Here is a 23,860-nt window from a genome sequence, read left to right as displayed (position 1 = left end):
AAATCCGGTTTAAGTGCATTGGATATGGCAGCCGTTTATCATTATCGTTTATCATTATATTTTAATATTTTAGGAAAAGGAGATCAAAATGGACAGAGAACAAGTGATTGCTTTACAGCACCAGCGATTCGCTACGAAAAAATACGATCCCAATCGCCGTATTTCTGAAAAGGATTGGGAAGCGTTGGTTGAAGTGGGGAGATTGGCCCCTTCTTCAGTCGGGCTTGAACCATGGAAAATGCTTTTATTAAAGAATGAACGCATGAAAGAAGATTTAAAACCGATGGCCTGGGGGGCTATTTCTAGTTTAGAGGGAGCGAGCCATTTTGTCATTTATCTTGCGCGAAAAGGCGTTACTTATGACAGCGATTATGTTAAAAAAGTGATGCATGAGGTTAAAAAAAGGGATTATGACGCTGATTCTAGGTTCGCTCAAATCATCAAAAATTTCCAAGAGAGCGATATAAAACTCAATAGCGAACGATCTTTGTTTGATTGGGCTAGTAAGCAGACTTATATCCAAATGGCGAACATGATGATGGCAGCGGCCATGTTAGGGATTGATTCTTGCCCGATTGAAGGGTATGATCAAGAAAAAGTGGAGGCTTATTTAAAGGAAAAAGGCTATCTGAACACGGCGGAATTTGGGGTATCGGTAATGGCTAGTTTTGGTTATCGCAACCAAGAAATCACCCCTAAAACCCGCTGGAAAACAGAAATTATTTATGAAGTGATTGAATAAGAAACGCTTTTGGCTTTTTGATGGCCAACCATAAAGAGATTGGCGTTAGCCAAGTGCTAATCTCTTAAATGATGCTTGTTCATGTTTGATAAAAACAGAACCACCACAGCATAATTAAGTATTCTTTAGGTATAATCAAAAACTATTTTTCAATAAAGGGTTTTTATGCTTCGTTTTGCGCCTTCGCCTACAGGGGATATGCATATAGGGAATTTAAGGGCAGCCATTTTTAACTACATTGTAGCCAAACAGCAACACAAACCCTTTCTCATTCGCATTGAAGACACGGACAAAGAGCGCAACATTGAAGGCAAAGACCAAGAAATTTTAGAGATTTTAAAGCTTATGGGGATAAGTTGGGATAAACTCGTGTATCAAAGCCATAACATAGATTATCACAGAGAAATGGCAGAAAAGTTACTGAAAGAAAATAAAGCGTTTTATTGCTATGCGAGCGCGGAGTTTTTAGAAAGAGAAAAAGAAAAAGCCAAAAATGAAAAACGCCCTTTCAGGTATTTAGACGAGTGGGCGGCTTTAGAAAAAGACAAGCACCATGCCCCTGTGGTGCGTTTAAAATCCCCAAATCATGCGGTGTCTTTCAATGATGCGATTAAAAAAGAAGTGGAATTTGAGCCTTATGAGTTGGATTCCTTTGTGCTTTTAAGAAAGGATAAAAGCCCGACTTATAATTTCGCTTGCGCATGCGATGATTTGCTCTATGAAATCAGTCTGATTATTAGAGGCGAAGATCATGTGAGTAACACCCCTAAACAAATTTTAATCCAGCAAGCTTTAGGCTCAAACGATCCGATTGTTTATGCGCATTTGCCCATTATTTTAGACGAAACAAGCGGTAAAAAGATGAGCAAAAGAGATGAAGCCTCTAGCGTGAAATGGCTTTTGAATCAAGGGTTTTTACCGGAGGCTATTGTGAATTACCTCATCGCTATCGGTAATAAAGTGCCTAAGGAAGTTTTTAGCCTTGATGAAGCGATAGAATGGTTTGATTTAGAAAATCTTTCCAGTTCCCCGGCTCATTTTAATTTAAAATATTTGAAACACTTAAACCATGAGCATTTAAAGCTTTTAGACGATGAAAAGTTATTGGAACTCACTTTAATAAAAGATAAAAACCTTTTAGGGCTTTTAAGATTGTTTATAGAAGAATGCGGCACGCTTTTAGAATTGAGGGAAAAAATTTCGTTGTTTTTAGAGCCAAAAGATATTGTTAAAACTTATGAAAATGAAGATTTTAAAGAGCGTTGTTTAGTGCTTTTTAACGCCCTAAAAAGCATGGATTTTCAAGCGTATAAGGATTTTGAAAGTTTTAAAAAAGAAGCCATGCGATTAAGCCAGCTTAAGGGTAAGGATTTTTTCAAACCTTTGCGCATCCTTTTAACCGGAAACTCGCATGGCATTGAATTGCCTTTGATTTTCCCCTATATCCAAAGCCATCATCAAAAAGTTTTAAGGCTCAAAGCATGATATTTTCCACTCTTATTAATGCGGTAGCGGTGATTTTAAGCTCGCTCATTACGATCTATATGTGGGTAGTGATCATTTATTCGCTTATTAGCTTTGTGCAGCCTAACCCCAATAACCCCATCATGCAAATCCTCGCTCGCTTGTGTGAGCCGGTGTTTTATTTTTTACGCTCTAGATTCAAGCTTGTGTTTAACGGGTTGGATTTCGCTCCTTTAGTGGTGGTCATTGTTTTGAAATTTTTAGATTTAACCCTCATCCAATGGCTTTTTGCACTCGCCAAAAGTCTTTAAAGAAAACCATGCGTTTTTTTATTTTATTTTTTATCGGCATGCTTGGCGTTGGTTTTTCTCAAACTGAGTTCAATTTAAAAGATTTAGAAAAAAAGCCCGCTGGGATCGTTAGGGATTATTATTTATGGCGTTATATTAGCGATAAAAAAACCACTTTAGAAAACGCTAAAAAAGCCTATGAATTGACTCAAAATAAAAATAACGCCCTGCAAAAGGCCATGCAAGAAAAAGGCTCAGACAATCCAGAAAAAAGCCCTGATGTTAAATTGCCTGAAGATATTTATTGCAAGCAAACGGCTTTAGAAAGCATGTTAGAAGAAACAGACACTTTCCAAGCAAGCTGTATCGCTATCGCTTTAAAATCAAAAATCAAAGATTTTGATAAAATCCCCCTTCAAACCCTTAAGCCCTTACAAATTAAAATCAAAGAGGCTTACCCCGTTCTTTATGAAGAATTAGAAATTTTGCAAAGTAAGAATGTGAGCGCTTCTTTATTTAAGGCTAACGCGCAAGTGTTTAGCGCGCTTTTCAACCATTTGAGTTATGAAAAAAAGCTCCAAATTTTTGAAAAGCATATCCCTATTAAAGAGTTAAACCGCCTTTTAGATGAAGATTACCCGGCGTTTAACCGCTTGATCTATCAAGTTATTTTAGATCCTAAATTGGATCATTTTAAAGACGCTCTCACTAAAACTAACGCTACCCACAGCAACGCGCAAACCTTTTTTATCCTAGGGATTAATGAAATTTTGCGCAAAAAACCCTCTAAAGCGCTCAAGTATTTTGAACGATCAGAATCGGTTATCAAGGACGATGATTTTTCAAAAGACAGAGCGGTTTTTTGGCAGTATTTAGTCTCTAAAAAGAAAAAAACTTTGGAACGCCTTTCACAAAGCCCTGCCTTAAACTTCTATAGTCTTTATGCGAGCCGTAAGCTCCAAACCACGCCCAGTTATCGCATCATTTCTCACATTCAAAATTTAAGCCAAGAAGACCCTCCTTTTAACACTTATGACCCTTTTTCGTGGCAAATTTTTAAGGAAAAAACCTTGAGTTTGAAAGATGAGAGCGCGTTTAATGCGATGCTAAAAAGCTTGTATTATGAAAAAAGCGCCCCTGAATTGACCTATCTTTTAAGCCAACGCAATAAGGACAAGATTTATTATTATTTATCCCCTTATGAAGGCATTATTGAATGGCAAAATATGGATGAAAAGGCTATGGCGTATGCGATCGCTAGGCAAGAAAGTTTCTTGCTCCCGGCAGTCATTTCGCGCTCGTTCGCTTTGGGGCTTATGCAAATCATGCCCTTTAATGTAGGGCCTTTCGCTAAAAGCCTTGGCATGGATAATGTTGATCTAAACGACATGTTTAACCCCAATATCGCTCTCAAATTTGGTAATTATTACTTGAACCATCTAAAAAAAGAATTCAACCACCCCCTTTTTGTCGCCTACGCTTATAACGCTGGGCCTGGGTTTTTAAGGAGGTGGCTAGAAAGCTCCAAACGATTTAAAGAAAAAAATCATTTTGAGCCATGGCTTAGCATGGAGCTTATGCCTTATAGCGAAACCCGTTTGTATGGCTTTAGGGTCATGCGCAATTACTTGATTTATCAAGAAATTTTTGGGAATTTCATCCCTGTTGATGCATTTTTAGAACAAACTCTTAACTCAAAGGACAAACCATGATTAAAAAATGCCTTTTTCCTGCCGCTGGCTACGGCACGCGCTTTTTGCCGATTACTAAAACCATTCCTAAAGAAATGCTGCCCATTGTGGATAAGCCTTTAATCCAATACGCTGTAGAAGAAGCGATGGAAGCAGGCTGTGAAGTGATGGCGATTGTTACAGGCAGAAACAAGCGCAGTTTAGAAGATTATTTTGACACGAGCTATGAAATAGAGCATCAAATCCAAGGCACTAACAAAGAAAACGCCCTAAAAAGCATTCGTAACATTATAGAAAAATGCTGTTTTTCCTATGTGCGCCAAAAGCAAATGAAAGGATTAGGGCATGCGATTTTAACCGGAGAAGCCCTCATAGGCAATGAGCCTTTTGCGGTGATTTTAGCCGATGACTTATGCATAAGCCATGATCACCCAAGCGTGCTAAAGCAAATGATTTCATTGTATCAAAAATACCAATGCTCCATTGTAGCCATTGAAGAAGTGGCGCTAGAAGAAGTTTCAAAATACGGCGTGATCAGGGGCGAATGGTTAGAAGAGGGGGTGTATGAGATTAAAGACATGGTGGAAAAACCAAGCCAAGAAGACGCTCCAAGCAATCTAGCCGTGATAGGGCGCTACATTCTAACCCCGGATATTTTTGAAATTTTAAGCGAGACGAAACCGGGCAAAAACAATGAAATCCAAATCACAGACGCCTTACTCACTCAAGCCAAAAGAAAACGGATCATTGCTTACCAATTCAAAGGCAAACGATACGATTGCGGGAGCGTGGAAGGCTATATTGAAGCGAGTAACGCTTATTATAAAAAACGCTTGTAAATCTTATTAACATGGGCAATTTAGCGTATTATGCTTACATGTATTTGATCCTCTTTATATGCTTGCTACCTGTGTTATTGGTGGGGCTTGCTTGGAGGCTTTCTCGCCCCCCCTTAAAGCAAAATATTCCTAATAAAAACCTCTCTTTAGAATATTTGAGCGAACAAGTTAAAAACCTTAAAAGCGCACCAACTTTAGAAAAACTTAAAAACAGCTTCAATGAGCGTTTTAAAATTTGCCCTAAAGATAAAGAAACTTTGTGGCTAGAAACGATCCAAAATTTAGTCGCTTCAGAATTTTTTGAATTAGAAGACGCTATCAATTTTGGGCAGGATTTAGAAAACGCTAACCCCAGTCATGCGCAAAAAATCGCTAACTCTACCGGCTTAGCCATTAAGAATAAAAAAGAAAAAGGATAGAATTGGATTTTTTAGAGATTGTAGGACAAGTCCCTTTAAAAGGGGGGGTAGAAATTTCAGGGGCGAAAAACTCCGCGCTCCCCATTTTAGCCGCCACGCTTTTAAGCCAACAGGAAGTTAAAATCAAATCTTTGCCCCAAGTGGTGGATATAAAGGCGATGGCGTTATTGTTGCAAAATTTAGGCGCAAGCTTAGAATGGCTTGATCCTAACACGCTTCAAATCAGCGCCAAATCCTTGCACCACACCGAAGCCACTTACGATTTGGTGCGTAAAATGCGCGCTTCCATTTTGGTTTTAGGCCCACTATTAGCGCGTTTTAAAGAATGTTTGGTGAGTTTGCCCGGTGGGTGCGCTATAGGAGCAAGGCCTGTGGATTTGCACTTGAAAGCGATGCAACAATTAGGGGCTGAAATCAAAATTGAGCAAGGCTATATCCATGCAAAAGCCCCTAAAGGTTTGAAAGGGAATGATATTTTATTTGATAAGATCAGCGTTACAGGCACAGAAAACGCCCTCATGGCCGCAAGCTTAGCTAAAGGGATCACGCGCATCATTAACGCCGCTAAAGAGCCAGAAATCACTCAATTGTGTGCGTTTTTACAGAGTGGGGGTGTAGAAATTGAGGGCGTTGGCAGCAGCGAGTTAAAGATTAGGGGGGTTGAAAATGACGCTTTAAATTTAAAAGACATTCAAATCATACCCGATAGGATTGAAGCAGGCACTTATTTATGCGTGGGGGCTATCACTAACAGCCAGCTTAAAATCAATCGCATCATCCCTAACCATCTTCAAGCGATCACTGATAAGCTCATAGAAATTGGTTTTTCGCTAGACATTCAAGAAAATTCTATAGAAATTTATCCGGCCCAAAAACGCCAAGCCTTTGAAATCACCACGAAAGAATACCCAGGCTTTCCCACAGACATGCAAGCGCAATTCATGGCGTTAGCCACGCAGTGTTTGGGGACGAGCGTGATTGAAGAGACGCTTTTTGAAAACCGCTTCATGCATGCAAGCGAATTGCAACGCTTGGGGGCTAATATCAGCCTAAAAACCAATATCGCTACCATTAGCGGATCCGCAGAGCTTACCGGAAGCGATGTGATGGCGACCGATTTAAGGGCTTCTTCGGCTCTCATTTTAGCCGCTTTAGTGGCTAAGGGCGTGAGTAGGGTGCATAGGATTTACCACTTGGATAGGGGTTATGAGAGATTAGAGGATAAAATCAACGCCTTAGGGGCAAAAGTTGCGCGCTTAAAAGAAAAATAACTCAATATTTGGTTACAATAGCTAGAATATTTTTCAATTATTACATAAGGAGCTTTTATGCGTATTGAGCATGATTTCATTGGGCAAATGGAAATTAGCGATGAGGTTTATTACGGGATCCAAACTTTAAGAGCGAGTGAAAATTTTTTCATCACCAACGACAAGCTTTGCAGTTATCCTGTTTTTATCAAATCTTTTGCTCAAGTCAAAAAAGCGGCTGCTTTAGCGAACGCGCAATTAGGCTTGATTGATGAAAAGCTTAAAATTGCGATTTGTCATGCGTGCGATTTGTTGGTTGATGGCAAATACCATGATCAATTCATTGTGGATATGATTCAAGGGGGGGCTGGCACAAGCACGAACATGAACATGAATGAAGTGATTGCTAATTTGGCTTTAGAATACATGGGGCATAAAAAGGGCGAGTATCAATTTTGCCACCCCAACGATCATGTCAATCGCTCTCAATCCACCAATGATGCCTATCCTAGTGCGTTAAAAATCGCTATTTATGAGCGCTTGAGTAATTTAGTCGCTCCCATGAAGGCTTTAAGGGACGCTTTCGCTCAAAAAGCTAAGGAATTCGCTCATGTGATTAAAATGGGGCGCACCCAGCTTCAAGACGCTGTGCCTATGACTTTAGGCCAAGAGTTTGAAACTTACGCTTTGATGGTTGATAGGGATATTGAGCAGGTTTTAGACGCTAGGAATTGGGTAAGAGAGCTTAATTTAGGCGGAACGGCTATTGGCACAGGGATCAATTCGCACCCGGATTATCGCAGTTTGATTGAAAAGAAAATCCAAGAAGTAACGGGCCGTCCCTTTGTCATGGCTAATAACTTGATAGAAGCCACTCAAAGCACGGGGGCGTATGTGCAAGTGAGTGGGGTGTTAAAGCGTATTGCAGTGAAACTCTCTAAAGTCTGTAACGATCTCAGGTTGCTTAGCTCAGGCCCTAGAGCCGGACTGAATGAAATCAATTTGCCTAAAATGCAGCCGGGCAGCTCTATTATGCCCGGTAAAGTCAATCCGGTGATTCCTGAAGTGGTCAATCAAGTGTGCTTTGCGGTGATTGGGAATGATTTGAGCGTGGCGTTAGCCGCAGAAGGAGGGCAATTGCAACTCAATGTGTTTGAGCCGGTTATCGCTTACAAGCTTTTCCATTCCTTTGTGATTTTAGGGCGTGCGATTGAAACCTTAACGACTAAATGCGTGGAAGGCATCACGGCTAATGAAAAGATTTGCCACGATTATGTCTTTAACAGCATTGGCATTGTTACCGCGCTAAACCCTCATATCGGCTATGAAAAATCCGCTATGATCGCTAAAGAAGCCTTAAAAAGCGATCGCTCTATCTATGACATCGCTTTAGAAAAGAAAATCTTAACTAAAGAGCAACTGGACGATATTTTCAAGCCAGAAAACATGCTAAGCCCTCACGCTTTCAAAAAGCATAAAGACTGAACGCTTTGCAACTTTCACGCCTTCAAACTTTACGCTCCCTTTATATGGAGCGTCTTTTGGGTGAAACTTACACCAATATCAACCTTACCAAGCCCCAAAATAAACCCCTTAACAAACAAGTTTATGAGGGCATAGAAAATTGCAATCTGTGCAAACGCCATCAAAATTCAAAACCGGTGATCGGGCTTTTTAACCCCACTTCCAAGCTCACTTTCATCACGCTAACCCCCATGCTGGATAGCCAATTGAATTTCTTAAACAATTTAAAAGCGGCCATGTTAGAGAGCATTATCCAAAAAGTTTTTAACTGCCCCTTAAAAGATTGCAGTATTTTATCGCTCCTTAAATGCGACTCTAACAGCCTTAATTTAGAAGAAGAAATCAACGCATGCCTATTTCATTTAACCTGGCAATTAGACAACAGCGCTTCAAAAGTCATTGTGGTATTTGGCGAGATTTTGCCCCAACGCCTTTTAAACCTTTCTAAAGAAGAATCCTTTGGGCGCATCGTGTCTTTAAAAACAAAACATTTTTTAAGCACCCATGCTTTAGAGGACATGCTCAAAAACCCCACGCTCAAAAAAGAAGCGTTAGCGCATTTTAAAACAGCGCTCCAATTTCTTAACCAGTCTTAAAATACGCCTTATTTTTTAACCCATCTCCTTATGGTGCATAGCAAGGGTAAGGATTTTTGATAAGCTTTGCGATAGATTTTAAAAGAGGTGTTCTGGGATAGCTCCAAAAGAGGGGTAGCCTTTGATAAGAGGCGTTCGTAATCTCTTCTCAAATCATCATAATTAACCCTCAAATCATCATAATTAACCCTCAAATCATCATAATTAACCCTCAAATCATCATAATTAACCCTCAAATCATCATAATTAACCCTCAAATCATCATAATTAACCCTCAAATCATCAACAGACACTAACGGCTCATTCAAATCACGACAAAGAGCGGAAGGGTTGCGATAAATCGTATCGTTCTCTAAAATCGTTTTAAAAAAATCTAAGATCTTTTCAAAACTCAAATCTTGGTAAAAACCAGCTTTCCCATCAATGGTGTTTAAAGGGTTTTCATAGAGCATGTCTAAATAAGCGTTTTGGTGCGCGTGCAAGTATTTGATATAATCAATCGCTTCATCAAAGTTGTTGAAATCATGGACATTCACAAAACTTTTAGGGTTAAAATCTTTCGCCACGCTAGGACTCCCCCAATAAATAGGGATGGTATGGCTAAAATACGAATCAAGGATTTTTTCGGTTACATAGCCATAGCCTTGTGAGTTTTCAAAACAGAGGTTGAACTTGTATTGGCTTAAAAATTCGTTTTTGTTTTTGACATTATAGCCCAGAGTGTTTTTCACGGCTCCTCCCCCAGCCACTGGCTCAATAGAATTTAAAGCCTCATAGAAAGCGTTCCTAACAGGAGCGTTAGCGTTGCTCGCTACAAAACTGGCAAACCCTCTTTTCAAAGGATCGCTTTCATTTTTGATTAGCGCGCATAAATGTGGGTGGTTTTCTTTAAATTGATGGGAGGGTTTTTTTAAAGCATAAAGGCTGTCAGCTTTGAGTTTATAGGGTGAAGTGGTGTCATTAACAATCTCGGCTTTATAATGCAAAGAAGCGTAATACAAAGGCATTCTCAAATAACGATCGTTGAAATTTAATTCATCAAAGCCTATAGCGTAATCAAAAAGGTTGAAATTAGGCGCTTCATTCTCGCCGGTGTAAAACACTCTTTTGGTGTTTTGATAGGATAAGATTTTTCTAGCCTGTCCCAAAGGACTGCCAAAGACTAGATCTGAGGGTTCGTTGGGGTTGCTGTGGAGAATGATTTTATAGCGTTGTTTTAGGATGAAATAAAGAACGCTCGCTTTAAACTCTTTAGGGCCGTTAAACCAATTCGCCACAGCGATTTTTTAGGGGGGGGGGGAGATTTAGAGGCAATTTTTTTTTAATTGAAGCGCTTTCTATGAAGGCGTCTAGTAAAGGTTGGAACATTCTCTTATCCTTATGGTTTAAAGGAGTATTTTACAAAAAAAATTTTTTAAATCAAAGGCTTGATTAGGGCTAAATCAGGCTCATTGATGCAATGCGTGGCGTGCTGTTTTAAAACCTCTTTAGCGTTGAAAGCGATTTTAATATAGGCATGTTTGAACATGCTCAAGTCATTCGCTCCATCGCCCACGACTAAAGTGTTCGTTTTACTGATATTTAATAAGCGTTGTAGGGCGAGAAGCATTTCGCCTTTAGAATGTGAAAACATCATATGCCCCGTAACCAAGCCGTTTAAGGCGCCATTTTCCACTATCAGCGTGTTACTGAAAGCCGCATCTAATTTTAATAAATCCCTATAATAATTCGTCGCTAGATCAAAGCCCCCGCTGAAGCAAACCACCTTGTAATTTTTCTCTTTTAAGGCGCTAATAAGCTCAAGCGCTCCTTTAAATAAAGGCAGACTTTCACAAACTTCTTTGGCTAGTTTTAAGGGCATGTTTTTGAGTTTAGAAACCCTTAAAATAAGACTTTTATGAAAATCTGTTTCGCCATTCATGGCTTGTGAAGTGATTTTTCTCACTTCATCAAAAACCCCCCACGCCCTCGCTAAAGACTCAATCGTCTCAGCATTGACTAGCGTGGAGTCAAAATCAAAAACGGCTAGTTTTTGCACTCAATGACCCTAAAATTAAGATTTCCTGCTTTTAGCGATCCCTTTGACATACTGATCAGCCAAATACAAGCCATGGTTTTCATTACCAATCAACTCAATTTTATCCAAAATATCCTTGAAAAGCACTTCTTCTTCATGCTGTTCAGCCACATACCATTGCAAGAAATTGAAAGTCGCATGATCTTTGCTTTTTATGGCGTGATCGACGATATTATTAATAGACTCGCTGATGTGTTGCTCATGTCCATAGGCTTTTTGGAAAATTTGAGTCAAACTTTCAAACTTATGCTCAGGGGCGCTGATGCTGGTCAATTGCACAGGCACATTGTTTTCATTCAAGAAGACGATAAGCTTTTTAGCATGCTCGTATTCTTCAGCCGCATGGTCAAATAAGAAAAGCCCCGCGCCATCTAAGCTATGGGTATAGCACCAAGAACTCATGCTCATATACAAGTTGGAAGAGTTCATTTCCTTATTCACTTGTTCGTTTAGCAACTTAATGATGTCTTTTGATAACATAGTATCTCCTTTGTGTTGGTTTAAGTTGTCCCATAATTATAGCATAAATGATAATGAAAAAGTAAATAGGAGTATGAAAATTTTTAAAAACTTACAAAAATGAGAGAGAACACCAGCTAATGGCTTGATAGAGCTTAGATTTTATCATAAAAATTCTTTTAATGAGAATTATGTGAAAAAAGGGGTTGGTAATTAGGGGGTTAAAAGGGGGTATTATTATATAATATATAAAAAGCATTCTTAAATCTAAAAATGCTACAATGTTTATTTTTAAAACGAAAGGGCAATTTAACCATGGACTTTTTAGAAAAAGTATTAGACAATCAAGTGACTGAAAGTAAGGAATTAGTCAGGCTTTATGGTTATGATTTATACACGCTAGGGGAAGTAGCGGATCGCATACGCCAGAACATGCACCAAAAAATCGTGTATTTTAATGTCAATAGGCATTTAAACCCTAGCAATATTTGCGCGGACGCTTGCAAATTTTGCGCTTTTTCAGCCCACAGAAAAAACCCTAACCCTTATGAAATGAGCCTAGAAGAAATCCTAGAAAAGGTTAAAAACTCCTACAACAAAGGGATTAAAGAAGTCCATATCGTGAGCGCTCATAACCCTAATTACTCTTATGAATGGTATTTAAAGGTGTTTGAAACCATCAAGCAAGAAATGCCTAATTTGCATTTAAAGGCCATGACCGCTGCAGAAGTGCATTTTTTGAGTGCCAAATTCAACAAACCTTTTGAATTGGTGCTAGAAGACATGCTCAAAGCCGGGGTGGATTCCATGCCTGGTGGGGGAGCGGAGATTTTTGATGAAGAGATCAGGCGTAAAATCTGTAATGGTAAGGTGGGATCTTCTCGGTGGTTAGAAATCCATGCTTATTGGCACAAATTAGGCAAAATGAGTAACGCTACCATGCTTTTTGGGCATATTGAAAATAAAATCCATCGCATCGATCACATGCTAAGAATCAAAAAAATCCAAAGCCCTAAAGATAAAGTAGAAAATAAAGAAGGGGGCTTTAACGCTTTTATCCCCTTATTGTATCAAAAAGAAAACAATTATTTGAAAGTGGAAAAATCCCCTAGCGCGATAGAAATCTTAAAAACCATCGCCATATCTCGCATTCTTTTAAATAATATCCCCCACATTAAAGCTTATTGGGCGACTTTGGGCTTGAATTTAGCTTTAGTGGCTCAAGAATTTGGCGCTAACGATTTAGACGGCACGATAGAAATAGAGAGCATTCAAAGCGCAGCAGGCGCGAAGAGCCGGCATGGTTTGGAAAAAGAAGATTTGATATTTAAAATCAAGGACGCTGGTTTTGTTGCGGTAGAAAGGGATAGTTTGTATAATTTTATACAGAAATTTTAATAATTTTTAGCGTTTTTAAGAATGATTAGTTATAATAACGCTACTAACAACACTCAAGCTAAAATCTATTAAGGAAATCAGTATTAAAAAATTTATTCTATCTTCTCTTGTTTTCGCATGTATCAATACCAGCGTTGAAGCTTTAGAAAATGACGGCTCTAAACCAAACGATTTGACTTCTCCAAAAGAAGCCTCTCAAGAATCTCAAAAAAATGAGATTCAAAGAAATGAAGCTCAAAACGAAACCTCTCAATCAAGTCAAACGCCTAAAGAAATGAAAGTCAAGTCCGTTTCTTATGTTGGGCTTTCTTACATGTCTGACATGCTCGCTAATGAAATTGTAAAGATTCGTGTGGGCGATATTGTGGATTCTAAAAAAATAGACACCGCTGTTTTGGCTTTGTTTAATCAAGGGTATTTTAAAGATGTTTATGCCACTTTTGAAGGCGGCATATTAGAGTTTCATTTTGATGAAAAAGCCAGAATTGCCGGGGTAGAAATCAAGGGTTATGGGACTGAAAAGGAAAAAGACGGCTTAAAATCCCAAATGGGGATCAAAAAGGGCGACACCTTTGATGAGCAAAAATTAGAGCATGCTAAAACGGCTTTAAAATCCGCTTTAGAGGGGCAGGGCTATTATGGGAGCGTGGTGGAGGTGCGCACCCAAAAGGTCAGTGAGGGCGCGTTATTAATCGTGTTTGATGTGAATAGGGGGGATAGCATTTATATCAAACAATCCATTTATGAGGGAAGCGCGAAATTAAAACGCCGCATGATTGAATCTTTGAGCGCGAACAAGCAACGAGATTTCATGGGCTGGATGTGGGGCTTGAATGATGGGAAATTGCGTTTAGATCAATTAGAATACGATTCTATGCGTATCCAAGATGTGTATATGCGTAGGGGTTACTTAGACGCTCATATTTCTTCGCCTTTTTTGAAAACGGATTTTTCTACCCATGACGCTAAGCTTCATTATAAAGTCAAAGAGGGGATTCAATACAGGATTTCAGACATTTTAATAGAGATTGACAACCCGGTAGTCCCCTTAAAAACCTTAGAAAAAGCGCTTAAAGTTAAAAGAAAAGATGTCTTTAATATTGAGCATTTAAGAGCGGATGCGCAAATTTTAAAAACCGAAATTGCCGATAAGGGTTATGCGTTTGCGGTGGTGAAGCCAGACTTGGATAAAGATGAAAAAAACGGGCTTGTGAAAGTCATTTATCGTATTGAAGTGGGCGATATGGTGTATATCAATGATGTCATCATTTCAGGGAACCAGCGCACAAGCGATAGGATCATCAGAAGGGAGTTATTGTTAGGGCCTAAGGATAAATACAACTTGACTAAACTGAGAAATTCCGAAAATTCTTTAAGGCGTTTAGGATTCTTTTCTAAAGTCAAAATTGAAGAAAAAAGGGTGAATAGCTCGCTTATGGATTTGTTAGTGAGCGTAGAAGAGGGGCGCACTGGGCAGTTGCAATTTGGGTTAGGCTATGGCTCTTATGGAGGGCTTATGCTTAATGGGAGCGTGAGCGAAAGAAACCTTTTTGGCACAGGGCAAAGCATGAGCTTGTATGCTAACATCGCTACAGGGGGAGGCAGATCTTATCCGGGCATGCCAAAAGGAGCGGGTCGTATGTTTGCCGGGAATTTGAGCCTGACTAATCCAAGGATTTTTGACAGCTGGTATAGCTCTACGATCAATCTTTATGCGGATTATAGGATAAGCTACCAATACATCCAACAAGGCGGGGGCTTTGGGGTGAATATCGGGCGCATGCTGGGTAACAGAACCCATGTGAGCTTAGGGTATAACTTGAATGTTACCAAACTCCTTGGTTTCAGCAGCCCTTTATACAACCGCTACTATTCCTCTGTTAATGAAGTGGTTTCTCCAAGGCGATGCTCTACCCCCGCATCGGTGATTATCAATCGCTTATCAGGCGGTAAAACCCCCTTACAACCTGAAAGCTGTTCTAGCCCTGGAGCGATCACCACTTCACCAGAAATAAAAGGGATTTGGGACAGGGATTACCATACGCCTATCACCAGCTCTTTCACCCTTGATTTGAGCTATGACAACACCGATGATTATTATTTCCCTAGAAATGGGGTTATCTTTAGCTCCTATGCGACGATGTCTGGCTTGCCAAGCTCTGGCACGCTCAATTCGTGGAACGGGTTAGGCGGGAATGTCCGTAACACTAAAGTCTATGGTAAATTCGCCGCTTACCACCATTTGCAAAAATATTTATTGATAGATTTGATCGCTCGCTTTAAAACGCAAGGGGGCTACATCTTTAGGTATAACACCGATGATTACTTGCCCTTAAACTCCACTTTCTACATGGGGGGCGTAACCACGGTGAGAGGCTTTAGGAACGGATCGGTTACGCCTAAAGACGAATTTGGCTTGTGGCTTGGGGGCGATGGGATATTCACCGCTTCTACAGAATTGAGCTATGGGGTGTTAAAAGCGGCTAAAATGCGTTTAGCGTGGTTTTTTGACTTTGGTTTCTTAACCTTTAAAACCCCAACTAGGGGGAGCTTCTTCTATAATGCTCCCTTCACAACAGCGAATTTTAAAGATTATGGCGTTATAGGGGCTGGGTTTGAAAGAGCAACTTGGAGGGCTTCTACAGGCTTGCAGATTGAATGGATTTCGCCCATGGGGCCTTTGGTGCTCATATTCCCTATAGCGTTTTTCAACCAATGGGGCGATGGCAATGGCAAGAAATGTAAAGGGCTATGCTTCAACCCTAACATGGACGATTACACGCAACACTTTGAATTTTCTATGGGAACAAGGTTTTAAAATGCGCATTGACAGAGAAGAAATTTTAGATTTAATGAAAAACGCGCCCTTGAAAGAACTAGGGCAAAAGGCTTTAAGAATCAAGCAACGCTTGCACCCTGAAAACTTGACGACTTTTATTGTGGATAGGAATATCAATTACACCAATATTTGTTTTGTGGATTGCAAGTTTTGCGCTTTCAAACGCACCTTAAAAGAAAAAGACGCCTATGTGTTGAGCTATGAAGAAATTGATCAAAAGATTGAAGAATTACTCGCTATTGGCGGCACGCAGATCCTTTTTCAAGGGGGGGTGCACCCGCAGCTCAAAATAGACTATTATGAAAATTTAGTCAGCCATATCGCTCAAAAATTCCCCACCATTACCATTCATGGTTTTAGCGCGGTTGAAATTGATTACATTTCTAAAATCTCTAAATTGTCTTTAAAAGAAGTTTTAGAAAGGTTGAAAAACGCCGGTTTAAGCTCCATTCCAGGAGCGGGAGCAGAAATATTAAGCGATAGGGTGCGCGATGTGATCGCTCCTAAAAAATTGAGCAGTGATCGCTGGATTGAAGTGCATAGAATGGCGCATCTTTGTGGGATTAAAAGCACGGCTACCATGATGTTTGGGAGCGTGGATAATGAAGAAGATGTGGTGGAGCATCTACAAAGGGTGCGCGATTTGCAAGATGAAACCGGTGGCTTTAGGGCTTTTATTTTATGGAGTTTTCAGCCCGACAACACCCCTTTAAAAGAAGAAATCCCAAGCATTAAAAAAGCGAGTTCCAATCGGTATTTACGCTATTTGGCATGCAGTAGGATTTTTTTAGATAACATTCAAAACATACAGAGCTCATGGGTTACTCAAGGCTCTATGATAGGGCAGTTAGCCTTATTGTTTGGAGCGAATGATTTAGGGAGTGTGATGATGGAAGAAAATGTAGTGAAAGCGGCCGGAACGAGTTTTTGCATGAATGAATCAGAAATGATAGAGCTTATTGAAGATATTGGGAGCGTGGCGGCTAAACGAAACACCGCTTATGAAATCTTAAAGCGTTATCCGGCTAAAGCAAAGGTATAAACAGCATGAAAAAAATTTTAATCACTTTATTATTAGGAGTTTTTATGGGGTTACAAGCGAGCGCTTTGACACACCAAGAAATCAATCAAGCTAAAGTCCCTGTGATTTATGAAGAAAACCATTTGTTGCCTATGGGGTTTATCCATTTAGCTTTTAGAGGGGGTGGGAGCTTAAGCGATAAAAACCAATTGGGTTTGGCGAAACTATTTGCGCAAGTTTTAAACGAAGGCACTAAAGAGCTTGGCGCGGTGGGATTTGCACAAGCGTTAGAGCAAAAAGCGATCAGTTTGAATGTGGATACCAGCACAGAAGATTTGCAAATCACTTTAGAATTTTTAAAAGAATACGAAGATGAAGCCATCATGCGCTTAAAAGAGCTTTTAAAATCCCCTAATTTCACGCAAAGCGCTTTAGAAAAAGTCAAAACCAGAATGTTAGCCGCGCTTTTACAAAAAGAAAGCGATTTTGATTATCTGGCTAAATTGACTTTAAAGCAAGAACTTTTTGCTAACACCCCTTTAGCTAACGCAGCCTTAGGCACTAAAGAGAGTCTTCAAAAAATCAAGCTAGACGATTTGAAACAGCAATTTGATAAGGTTTTTGAACTCAATAAACTCGTGGTGGTGCTTGGGGGCGATTTGAAAATCAATCAAACCCTTAAGCGTTTAGATAACGCTCTTAATTTCTTGCCGCAAGGTAAAGCGTATGAAGAGCCTTATTTTGAAACGAGCCATCAAAAGAGCGAAAAAATCCTCTATAAAGACACCGAACAGGCTTTCGTGTATTTTGGCGCGCCCTTTAAAATCAAGGATTTAAAACAGGATTTAGCGAAATCTAAAGTCATGATGTTTGTGCTTGGAGGGGGGTTTGGCTCTCGTTTGATGGAAAAAATCAGGGTTCAAGAGGGCTTGGCTTATAGCGTGTATATCCGCTCCAATTTTTCTAAAGTAGCGCATTTTGCAAGCGGGTATTTGCAAACCAAGCTCAGCACTCAAGCTAAAAGCGTTGCCTTAGTTAAAAAAATAGTCAAAGAATTTATAGAAAAAGGCATGACGCAACAAGAATTAGACGACGCTAAAAAGTTTTTACTAGGCTCTGAGCCTTTAAGGAATGAAACAATCTCTAGCCGCTTGAACACCACTTACAATTATTTTTATTTGGATTTGCCTTTAAATTTCAACCAAACGCTATTGGATCAAATCCAAAAAATGAGTTTGAAAGAGATCAATGATTTCATTAAAGCCCATACCGAAATCAACGACTTGACTTTTGCCATTGTGAGCAATAAAAAGAAGGACAAATGATGCCATTTGAAGCTGTAATCGGGCTAGAAGTCCATGTCCAACTCAACACTAAAACCAAAATCTTTTGCTCTTGCTCTACAAGCTTTGGAGAATCCCCTAATTCTAACACTTGCCCTGTGTGTTTGGGCTTACCGGGAGCTTTGCCGGTATTGAATAAAGAAGTGGTTAAAAAAGCCATCCAATTAGGCACAGCCATTGAAGCCAACATCAACCAATATTCCATTTTTGCAAGGAAAAATTATTTTTACCCTGATTTGCCTAAGGCTTATCAAATTTCGCAGTTTGAAGTCCCTATTGTGAGCGATGGGAAATTAGAGATTGACACTAAAGAGGGCGCAAAAATCGTGCGTATTGAAAGAGCCCATATGGAAGAAGACGCTGGTAAAAATATCCATGAGGGCAGCTGTTCTTTAGTGGATTTGAACCGCGCTTGCACCCCTTTATTAGAAATTGTCAGTAAGCCGGACATGCGAAATAGTGAAGAAGCCATAGCGTATTTGAAAAAGCTCCATGCTATCGTGCGTTTTATAGGGATTTCTGATGCGAACATGCAAGAGGGGAATTTCAGGTGCGATGCGAATGTGTCCATTAGACCCAAAGGCGATGAAAAGCTTTACACGAGAGTGGAGATTAAAAACTTAAATAGCTTTAGATTCATCGCTAAAGCGATTGAATACGAGATAGAGCGCCAAAGCGCGGCGTGGGAAAGCGGGCGTTATCATAAAGAAGTGGTTCAAGAAACGCGCCTTTTTGACACTAATAAAGGGATCACCCTTTCTATGCGCAATAAAGAAGAATCAGCGGATTACCGCTATTTTAAAGATCCGGATTTGTATCCTGTTTTTATTGATGAAAAACTTTTAAAAGAAGCTCAAAAGATCAATGAATTGCCTAGCGCGAAAAAAATCCGCTACATGAAAGATTTTAACATTAAAGAAGACGATGCGAATTTATTGGCGAGCGATCCTTTATTGGCAGAGTATTTTGAAAGCATGCTCGATCTTGGGGTTAAGGCTAAAACGAGCGTAACATGGCTTTGCGTGGAATTATTAGGGCGTTTGAAAGCCGAAATCACTTTAGAAAATTGCGGAGTTAGCGCTCACATGTTAGGCGTTTTAGCCAAACGTATTGATGAGGGCAAGATTTCTGGCAAGAGCGCTAAAGATGTGTTAGACAGGCTTTTAGAAGAGCAAGGGGGCGATGTGGATGCGCTCATTGAACAAATGGGCTTGTCTCAAGTCAATGACACAGAAACGATTGTTAAAGTGATAGAAGAGGTGCTTAAAAACAACGCTGATAAGGTGCTTGAATACAAAAGCGGTAAGGACAAGCTTTTTGGTTTTTTTGTGGGGCAGGCGATGAAAAATTTAAAAGGCGCTAATCCTAGCGTGGTGAATGCTATTTTGAAAGAGAAATTGGATTGATGAGGAAAATTTTTTCTTATGTTTTGAAGGCTTTGTTGTTTTTTGGGATCGCTCATGCAGATCCTGAATCTAAAGTAGAAGCCTTAGAAGGGAAGAAACAAGAGTCTTCTTTGGATAAAAAAATCCGCCAAGAGTTAAAAAATAAAGAACTGAAAAATAAAGAAGAAAAGAAAAACGCCGAAGAAAAGAAAGAAATAAAAGCCAAAAGAAAGCCCAGAGCAGAAGTCCATCATGGGGATGCCAAAAATCCCACTCAAAAAATAACGCCTCCTAAAATCAAAGGAAGCAAAAAAGCCTTTCAAAACCAAAGCGATCAAAATAACGCAATAAAACCCAAAGAGAAAACCACTCAAACCACGGAAAAAAAAGAAGCAACCCCTAACTCTCAATTCAATTCCATTTTTGGTAATCCTAATGACGCTGCTAATAGCACCCTTGAAGATAAGGTCGTAGGGGGCATTTCTTTGCTTGTTAATGGTTCGCCTATCACGCTGTATCAAATCCAAGAAGAGCAAGAGAAATCCAAAGTGAGCAAAGCTCAAGCCAGGGATCGTTTGATCGCTGAACGCATTAAAAACCAAGAAATTGAGCGCTTAAAAATCCATGTAGATGACGACAAGCTAGACCAAGAAATGGCGATGATGGCTCAACAACAAGGCATGGATTTAGACCATTTCAAACAAATGCTTATGGCTGAGGGGCATTATAAACTCTATAGGAATCAGCTTAAGGAGCATTTAGAAATGCAAGAATTGTTGCGTAATATCTTACTCACGAATGTGGATACCAGCTCTGAAACTAAAATGCGCGAATATTACAACAAACACAAGGAGCAATTCAGTATCCCCACTGAAATAGAAACCGTGCGCTACACTTCCACCAACCAAGAAGATTTAGAAAGGGCGATGTCTAACCCTAATTTGGAAATTCCAGGGGTGAGTAAGGCTAATGAAAAAATAGAGATGAAAACCCTAAACCCTCAAATCGCTCAAGTCTTTATTTCGCATGAGCAAGGCTCTTTTACGCCCGTTATGAATGGGGGTGGGGGGCAGTTTATCACCTTTTATATCAAGGAAAAAAAGGGTAAAAACGAAGTGAGCTTCAGTCAAGCCAAGCAATTCATCGCCCAAAAATTAGTGGAAGAATCTAAAGATAAGATTTTAGAAGAGCATTTTGAAAAATTGCGCGTTAAGTCTAGGATTGTGATGATTAGAGAGTGAATTTTAGATTGTGCAACACTTTAATTTCCTCTATAAAGATTCTTTATTTTCTATCGCTTTATTCACTTTCATTATCGCTCTTGTGATTTTATTAGAACAGGCTAGGGCGTATTTCACTCAAAAGAAAAACAAAAAATTTTTACAAAAATTCGCCCAAAATCAAAACGCTTATGCAGGCAGTGAGAATTTAAGCGAGCTTTTAAAGCATGCTAAAATTTCTAGTTTGATGTTTTTAGCCAGAGCGTATTCTAAAGCGGATGTACAAATGAGTATTGAAATCTTAAAAGGGCTTTTGAATCGCCCCCTAAAAGATGAAGAAAAAATCACTGTTTTAGATTTATTAGCCAAAAATTATTTTAGTGTGGGGTATTTGCAAAAAACAAAAGACACCGTGAAAGAAATTTTGCGCTTTTCCCCAAGGAATGTGGAAGCGTTGTTGAAACTTTTGCATGCGTATGAATTAGAAAAAGATTATTCAAAGGCTTTAGAGACTTTGGAATGTTTGGAAGAATTAGAAACGCCTGAAATTGAAACGATTAAAAATTACCTTTATCTCATGCATTTAATAGAGAATAAAGAAGATGCGGCTAAAATCTTGCATGTTTCAAAAGCGTCATTAGATTTGAAAAAAATCGCCCTAAATCACTTAAAATCGCATGATGAAAATCTTTTTTGGCAAGAAATTGATGCGACCGAGCGTTTAGAAAATATGATCGATCTTTTATGGGATATGAATATCCCTGCTTTTATTTTAGAAAAACATGCCATTTTGCAAGACATCGCGCGATCTCAAGGGCTGCTTTTGGATAACAAACCTTGCCAAGTTTTTGAATTAGAGGTTTTACGCGCTTTATTGAATAGCCCTATAAAAGCGAGTCTGACTTTTGAATACCGCTGCAAGCATTGCAAACAAATCTTTCCTTTTGAAAGCCATAGGTGTCCTGTGTGTTACCAGTTAGCGTTTATGGATATGGTGCTTAAAATTTCTAAAGAAAGCTATGGGAGTGGATTGGATGCAAGAGATTGAAATTTTTTGCGATGGCTCTTCTTTAGGCAATCCCGGGCCAGGCGGTTATGCGGCGATTTTACGCTATAAAGATAAAGAAAAAATCATCAGTGGAGGCGAATCATTCACCACGAATAACCGCATGGAATTAAGAGCACTCAATGAAGCGTTAAAAATTTTGAAACGCCCATGCCATATCACGCTTTATAGCGATTCGCAATACGTGTGCCAAGCGATCAATGTGTGGCTAACTAACTGGCAAAAAAAGAATTTTTCTAAAGTCAAAAATGTGGATTTGTGGAAAGAATTTTTAGAAGTCTCTAAAGGGCATTTGATCATGGCTGTTTGGATCAAGGGGCATAATGGGCATGCCGAGAATGAACGATGCGATAGCCTCGCTAAATTAGAGGCGCAAAAACGGGTAAAAACGACCAAAGGGAAAAACGATGAAAAACAAACGCTCTCAAAATAGCCCTTATGCAACGCCTAATAGCCCTTATGCAACGCTAGAAAAAGCTTTGGGGTATTCTTTCAAAGACAAGCGTTTATTGGAGCAAGCCTTAACGCATAAATCATGCAAGCTCGCTTTAAACAATGAGCGCTTGGAATTTTTGGGCGATGCGGTGTTGGGTTTGGTGATAGGGGAGTTGCTATACCATAAATTCTATCAATACGATGAGGGCAAACTCTCTAAATTAAGGGCTTCTATTGTGAGCGCGCATGGTTTTACTAAATTAGCGAAAGTGATCGCTTTACAAGATTATTTGCACGTTTCTTCTTCTGAAGAAATTTCTAATGGGAGAGAAAAACCCTCTATTTTATCAAGCGCTTTTGAGGCTTTAATGGCTGGGGTGTATTTAGAAGCGGGGTTAGCTAAGGTGCAAAAAATCATACAGAATTTACTCAATCGCGCTTACAAGCGTTTGGATTTGGAGCATTTGTTTATGGACTATAAAACCGCTTTACAGGAATTAACCCAAGCGCAATTTTGCGTGATCCCCACTTACCAATTGCTCAAAGAAAAAGGCCCCGATCACCATAAAGAATTTGAAATGGCTCTATACATTCAAGATAAAATATACGCGACCGCTAAAGGCAAAAGCAAAAAAGAAGCCGAACAGCAATGCGCTTATCAAGCGCTTCAAAAACTTAAGGAAGCAAAATGAACACTTTGGGGCGTTTTTTAAGGCTCACGACTTTTGGGGAATCGCATGGGGATGTGATAGGGGGGGTATTAGACGGCATGCCTAGCGGGATTAAAATAGACTATGCGCTATTAGAAAATGAAATGAAGCGCCGCCAAGGGGGGAGGAATGTTTTCATTACACCACGAAAAGAAGACGATAAAGTGGAAATAACAAGCGGGGTTTTTGAAGGTTTTAGCACAGGGACGCCTATAGGGTTTTTAATCCACAACCAAAGGGCTAGGAGTAAGGATTATGATAACATTAAAAACCTTTTCAGGCCTAGCCATGCGGATTTCACTTATTTTCATAAATACGGCATCAGAGATTTTAGGGGTGGGGGGAGGAGTTCGGCCAGAGAGAGCGCTATAAGAGTGGCTGCTGGGGCGTTTGCTAAAATGCTTTTAAGAGAAATCGGTATTGTTTGTGAAAGCGGGATCATAGAAATTGGGGGCATTAAAGCCAAAAATTATGATTTTAATCACGCCTTAAAAAGCGAGATTTTTGCCCTAGATGAAGAACAAGAAGAAGCGCAAAAAACAACCATTCAAAACGCTATCAAAAACCACGATAGCATAGGGGGCGTGGCTTTGATTAGAGCAAGGAGCGCAAAAACAAATCAAAAGCTCCCCATTGGCTTAGGTCAAGGGCTATACGCTAAATTAGACGCTAAAATCGCTGAAGCGATGATGGGGCTTAACGGGGTGAAAGCGGTTGAAATAGGCAAGGGGGTAGAAAGCTCTTTACTAAAAGGCTCAGAGTATAATGATTTAATGGATCAAAAGGGGTTTTTGAGCAATCGTAGCGGGGGGGTTTTAGGGGGCATGAGCAATGGGGAAGAAATTATTATAAGAGCGCATTTCAAACCCACGCCAAGTATTTTCCAACCTCAACAAACCATAGATATTAACAATAATGAATGCGAATGCTTGTTAAAGGGCAGGCATGATCCTTGCATTGCGATTAGAGGGAGTGTGGTGTGCGAGAGTTTGCTTTCATTGGTGTTGGCTGATATGGTATTACTCAATTTGACTTCAAAAATAGAGTATTTAAAAACGATTTATAATGAGAATTAAACGAAATTGGATACAA

General features: G+C 39.6%; 22 protein-coding genes. 19 read left to right on the top strand and 3 right to left on the bottom strand.

Features of this window, described 5'->3' with window-relative positions:
* Positions 1-88: 88 nt before the first annotated feature.
* From HPSH112_RS03715 to HPSH112_RS03675, 9 genes are all read left to right on the top strand, one after another.
* Complete coding sequence (locus HPSH112_RS03715; protein WP_000373509.1) at positions 89-742, top strand: NAD(P)H-dependent oxidoreductase; 654 nt, start codon at positions 89-91, stop codon at positions 740-742.
* 165 nt (positions 743-907) lie between these two features.
* Positions 908-2,227, top strand: a complete 1,320-nt coding sequence (gene gltX, locus HPSH112_RS03710; protein WP_000943213.1) for a glutamate--tRNA ligase — start codon at positions 908-910, stop codon at positions 2,225-2,227.
* Complete coding sequence (locus tag HPSH112_RS03705; RefSeq protein WP_000577949.1) at positions 2,224-2,517, top strand: YggT family protein; 294 nt, start codon at positions 2,224-2,226, stop codon at positions 2,515-2,517. Before gltX ends, HPSH112_RS03705 begins: the two co-directional genes overlap by 4 nt.
* 8 nt (positions 2,518-2,525) lie before the next feature.
* Positions 2,526-4,208, top strand: coding sequence for a lytic transglycosylase domain-containing protein (locus tag HPSH112_RS03700; RefSeq protein WP_001210347.1), 1,683 nt, complete (start codon positions 2,526-2,528; stop codon positions 4,206-4,208).
* Positions 4,205-5,026 (top strand): UTP--glucose-1-phosphate uridylyltransferase GalU, encoded by an 822-nt coding sequence (gene galU, locus HPSH112_RS03695; RefSeq protein WP_000591466.1) that lies wholly within the window; start codon positions 4,205-4,207, stop codon positions 5,024-5,026. Before HPSH112_RS03700 ends, galU begins: the two co-directional genes overlap by 4 nt.
* 11 nt (positions 5,027-5,037) lie before the next feature.
* On the top strand, positions 5,038-5,445 hold the full coding sequence (locus tag HPSH112_RS03690; protein WP_000527292.1) for a hypothetical protein: 408 nt from the start codon (positions 5,038-5,040) through the stop codon (positions 5,443-5,445).
* A gap of 2 nt (positions 5,446-5,447) precedes the next feature.
* Positions 5,448-6,716 (top strand): UDP-N-acetylglucosamine 1-carboxyvinyltransferase, encoded by a 1,269-nt coding sequence (gene murA, locus HPSH112_RS03685; protein ID WP_000346513.1) that lies wholly within the window; start codon positions 5,448-5,450, stop codon positions 6,714-6,716.
* Positions 6,717-6,773: 57 nt separating this feature from the next.
* Entirely contained in the window at positions 6,774-8,180 is a 1,407-nt protein-coding gene (gene aspA, locus HPSH112_RS03680; protein ID WP_001217500.1) for an aspartate ammonia-lyase, read from the top strand.
* A gap of 44 nt (positions 8,181-8,224) precedes the next feature.
* A complete protein-coding gene (locus tag HPSH112_RS03675; RefSeq protein ID WP_000440374.1) occupies positions 8,225-8,815 on the top strand; it encodes a uracil-DNA glycosylase family protein in 591 nt (196 codons plus the stop codon).
* Positions 8,816-8,823: 8 nt separating this feature from the next.
* Here the strand turns inward: HPSH112_RS03675 and HPSH112_RS03670 are convergent, their stop codons facing one another.
* From HPSH112_RS03670 to HPSH112_RS03655, 3 genes are all read right to left on the bottom strand, one after another.
* Positions 8,824-10,092, bottom strand: a complete 1,269-nt coding sequence (locus tag HPSH112_RS03670; RefSeq protein WP_014662240.1) for a glycosyltransferase family 10 domain-containing protein — start codon at positions 10,090-10,092, stop codon at positions 8,824-8,826.
* Positions 10,093-10,229: 137 nt separating this feature from the next.
* Positions 10,230-10,853, bottom strand: a complete 624-nt coding sequence (serB, locus tag HPSH112_RS03660) for a phosphoserine phosphatase SerB (RefSeq protein WP_001170490.1) — start codon at positions 10,851-10,853, stop codon at positions 10,230-10,232.
* A 15-nt stretch (positions 10,854-10,868) separates the two neighbouring features.
* Positions 10,869-11,372 (bottom strand): ferritin, encoded by a 504-nt coding sequence (locus HPSH112_RS03655; RefSeq protein WP_000949223.1) that lies wholly within the window; start codon positions 11,370-11,372, stop codon positions 10,869-10,871.
* A gap of 294 nt (positions 11,373-11,666) precedes the next feature.
* On the opposite strand from HPSH112_RS03655, the gene mqnE reads away from it, so the two are divergent.
* The 10 genes from mqnE to aroC all read left to right on the top strand — a co-directional run bounded on the left by mqnE (position 11,667) and on the right by aroC (position 23,844).
* Complete coding sequence (gene mqnE / locus HPSH112_RS03650) at positions 11,667-12,749, top strand: aminofutalosine synthase MqnE (RefSeq protein ID WP_000346645.1); 1,083 nt, start codon at positions 11,667-11,669, stop codon at positions 12,747-12,749.
* 82 nt (positions 12,750-12,831) lie between these two features.
* Positions 12,832-15,567, top strand: a complete 2,736-nt coding sequence (gene bamA / locus HPSH112_RS03645; RefSeq protein WP_080024704.1) for an outer membrane protein assembly factor BamA — start codon at positions 12,832-12,834, stop codon at positions 15,565-15,567.
* Between the two features lies 1 nt (position 15,568).
* The gene (locus tag HPSH112_RS03640; RefSeq protein WP_014662238.1) at positions 15,569-16,630 is read left to right on the top strand and encodes a dehypoxanthine futalosine cyclase; all 1,062 of its coding nucleotides are present in this window, start codon (positions 15,569-15,571) and stop codon (positions 16,628-16,630) included.
* A gap of 5 nt (positions 16,631-16,635) precedes the next feature.
* Positions 16,636-17,934 (top strand): M16 family metallopeptidase, encoded by a 1,299-nt coding sequence (locus tag HPSH112_RS03635; RefSeq protein ID WP_000721996.1) that lies wholly within the window; start codon positions 16,636-16,638, stop codon positions 17,932-17,934.
* Positions 17,934-19,358 carry an Asp-tRNA(Asn)/Glu-tRNA(Gln) amidotransferase subunit GatB gene (gene gatB / locus HPSH112_RS03630; protein WP_014534234.1) on the top strand — a complete coding sequence of 475 codons (1,425 nt, stop codon included), beginning with the start codon at positions 17,934-17,936 and terminating at the stop codon, positions 19,356-19,358. Before HPSH112_RS03635 ends, gatB begins: the two co-directional genes overlap by 1 nt.
* The gene (locus tag HPSH112_RS03625) at positions 19,358-20,578 is read left to right on the top strand and encodes a SurA N-terminal domain-containing protein (protein WP_001225945.1); all 1,221 of its coding nucleotides are present in this window, start codon (positions 19,358-19,360) and stop codon (positions 20,576-20,578) included. Before gatB ends, HPSH112_RS03625 begins: the two co-directional genes overlap by 1 nt.
* A gap of 10 nt (positions 20,579-20,588) precedes the next feature.
* Positions 20,589-21,605: a hypothetical protein gene (locus HPSH112_RS03620; RefSeq protein WP_001163513.1), complete on the top strand. Its 1,017-nt coding sequence runs from the start codon at positions 20,589-20,591 to the stop codon at positions 21,603-21,605.
* Positions 21,592-22,056 (top strand): ribonuclease HI, encoded by a 465-nt coding sequence (gene rnhA / locus HPSH112_RS03615; protein WP_001155441.1) that lies wholly within the window; start codon positions 21,592-21,594, stop codon positions 22,054-22,056. Before HPSH112_RS03620 ends, rnhA begins: the two co-directional genes overlap by 14 nt.
* Positions 22,031-22,750, top strand: coding sequence for a ribonuclease III (gene rnc, locus HPSH112_RS03610; protein ID WP_000792203.1), 720 nt, complete (start codon positions 22,031-22,033; stop codon positions 22,748-22,750). The genes rnhA and rnc overlap by 26 nt, the downstream gene beginning before the upstream one ends.
* Positions 22,747-23,844: a chorismate synthase gene (gene aroC, locus HPSH112_RS03605; RefSeq protein WP_001094045.1), complete on the top strand. Its 1,098-nt coding sequence runs from the start codon at positions 22,747-22,749 to the stop codon at positions 23,842-23,844. The genes rnc and aroC overlap by 4 nt, the downstream gene beginning before the upstream one ends.
* Positions 23,845-23,860: the final 16 nt, after the last annotated feature.

This window comes from Helicobacter pylori Shi112 (assembly GCF_000277405.1).
Classification (GTDB): domain Bacteria; phylum Campylobacterota; class Campylobacteria; order Campylobacterales; family Helicobacteraceae; genus Helicobacter; species Helicobacter pylori_C.
This window is presented reverse-complemented; position numbering and strand designations above follow the sequence as displayed.

Coding starts and splice junctions, on each gene's coding strand:
- HPSH112_RS03655 (WP_000949223.1), bottom strand. CDS start 11,372: ATGTTATCAAAAGACATCATTAAGTTGCTAAACGAACAAGTGAATAAG.
- HPSH112_RS03705 (WP_000577949.1), top strand. CDS start 2,224: ATGATATTTTCCACTCTTATTAATGCGGTAGCGGTGATTTTAAGCTCG.
- gatB (WP_014534234.1), top strand. CDS start 17,934: ATGCCATTTGAAGCTGTAATCGGGCTAGAAGTCCATGTCCAACTCAAC.
- HPSH112_RS03625 (WP_001225945.1), top strand. CDS start 19,358: ATGAGGAAAATTTTTTCTTATGTTTTGAAGGCTTTGTTGTTTTTTGGG.
- gltX (WP_000943213.1), top strand. CDS start 908: ATGCTTCGTTTTGCGCCTTCGCCTACAGGGGATATGCATATAGGGAAT.
- HPSH112_RS03715 (WP_000373509.1), top strand. CDS start 89: ATGGACAGAGAACAAGTGATTGCTTTACAGCACCAGCGATTCGCTACG.
- HPSH112_RS03700 (WP_001210347.1), top strand. CDS start 2,526: ATGCGTTTTTTTATTTTATTTTTTATCGGCATGCTTGGCGTTGGTTTT.
- HPSH112_RS03640 (WP_014662238.1), top strand. CDS start 15,569: ATGCGCATTGACAGAGAAGAAATTTTAGATTTAATGAAAAACGCGCCC.
- mqnE (WP_000346645.1), top strand. CDS start 11,667: ATGGACTTTTTAGAAAAAGTATTAGACAATCAAGTGACTGAAAGTAAG.
- HPSH112_RS03690 (WP_000527292.1), top strand. CDS start 5,038: ATGGGCAATTTAGCGTATTATGCTTACATGTATTTGATCCTCTTTATA.
- HPSH112_RS03675 (WP_000440374.1), top strand. CDS start 8,225: ATGGAGCGTCTTTTGGGTGAAACTTACACCAATATCAACCTTACCAAG.
- rnc (WP_000792203.1), top strand. CDS start 22,031: ATGAAAAACAAACGCTCTCAAAATAGCCCTTATGCAACGCCTAATAGC.
- galU (WP_000591466.1), top strand. CDS start 4,205: ATGATTAAAAAATGCCTTTTTCCTGCCGCTGGCTACGGCACGCGCTTT.
- HPSH112_RS03635 (WP_000721996.1), top strand. CDS start 16,636: ATGAAAAAAATTTTAATCACTTTATTATTAGGAGTTTTTATGGGGTTA.
- aroC (WP_001094045.1), top strand. CDS start 22,747: ATGAACACTTTGGGGCGTTTTTTAAGGCTCACGACTTTTGGGGAATCG.
- rnhA (WP_001155441.1), top strand. CDS start 21,592: ATGCAAGAGATTGAAATTTTTTGCGATGGCTCTTCTTTAGGCAATCCC.
- aspA (WP_001217500.1), top strand. CDS start 6,774: ATGCGTATTGAGCATGATTTCATTGGGCAAATGGAAATTAGCGATGAG.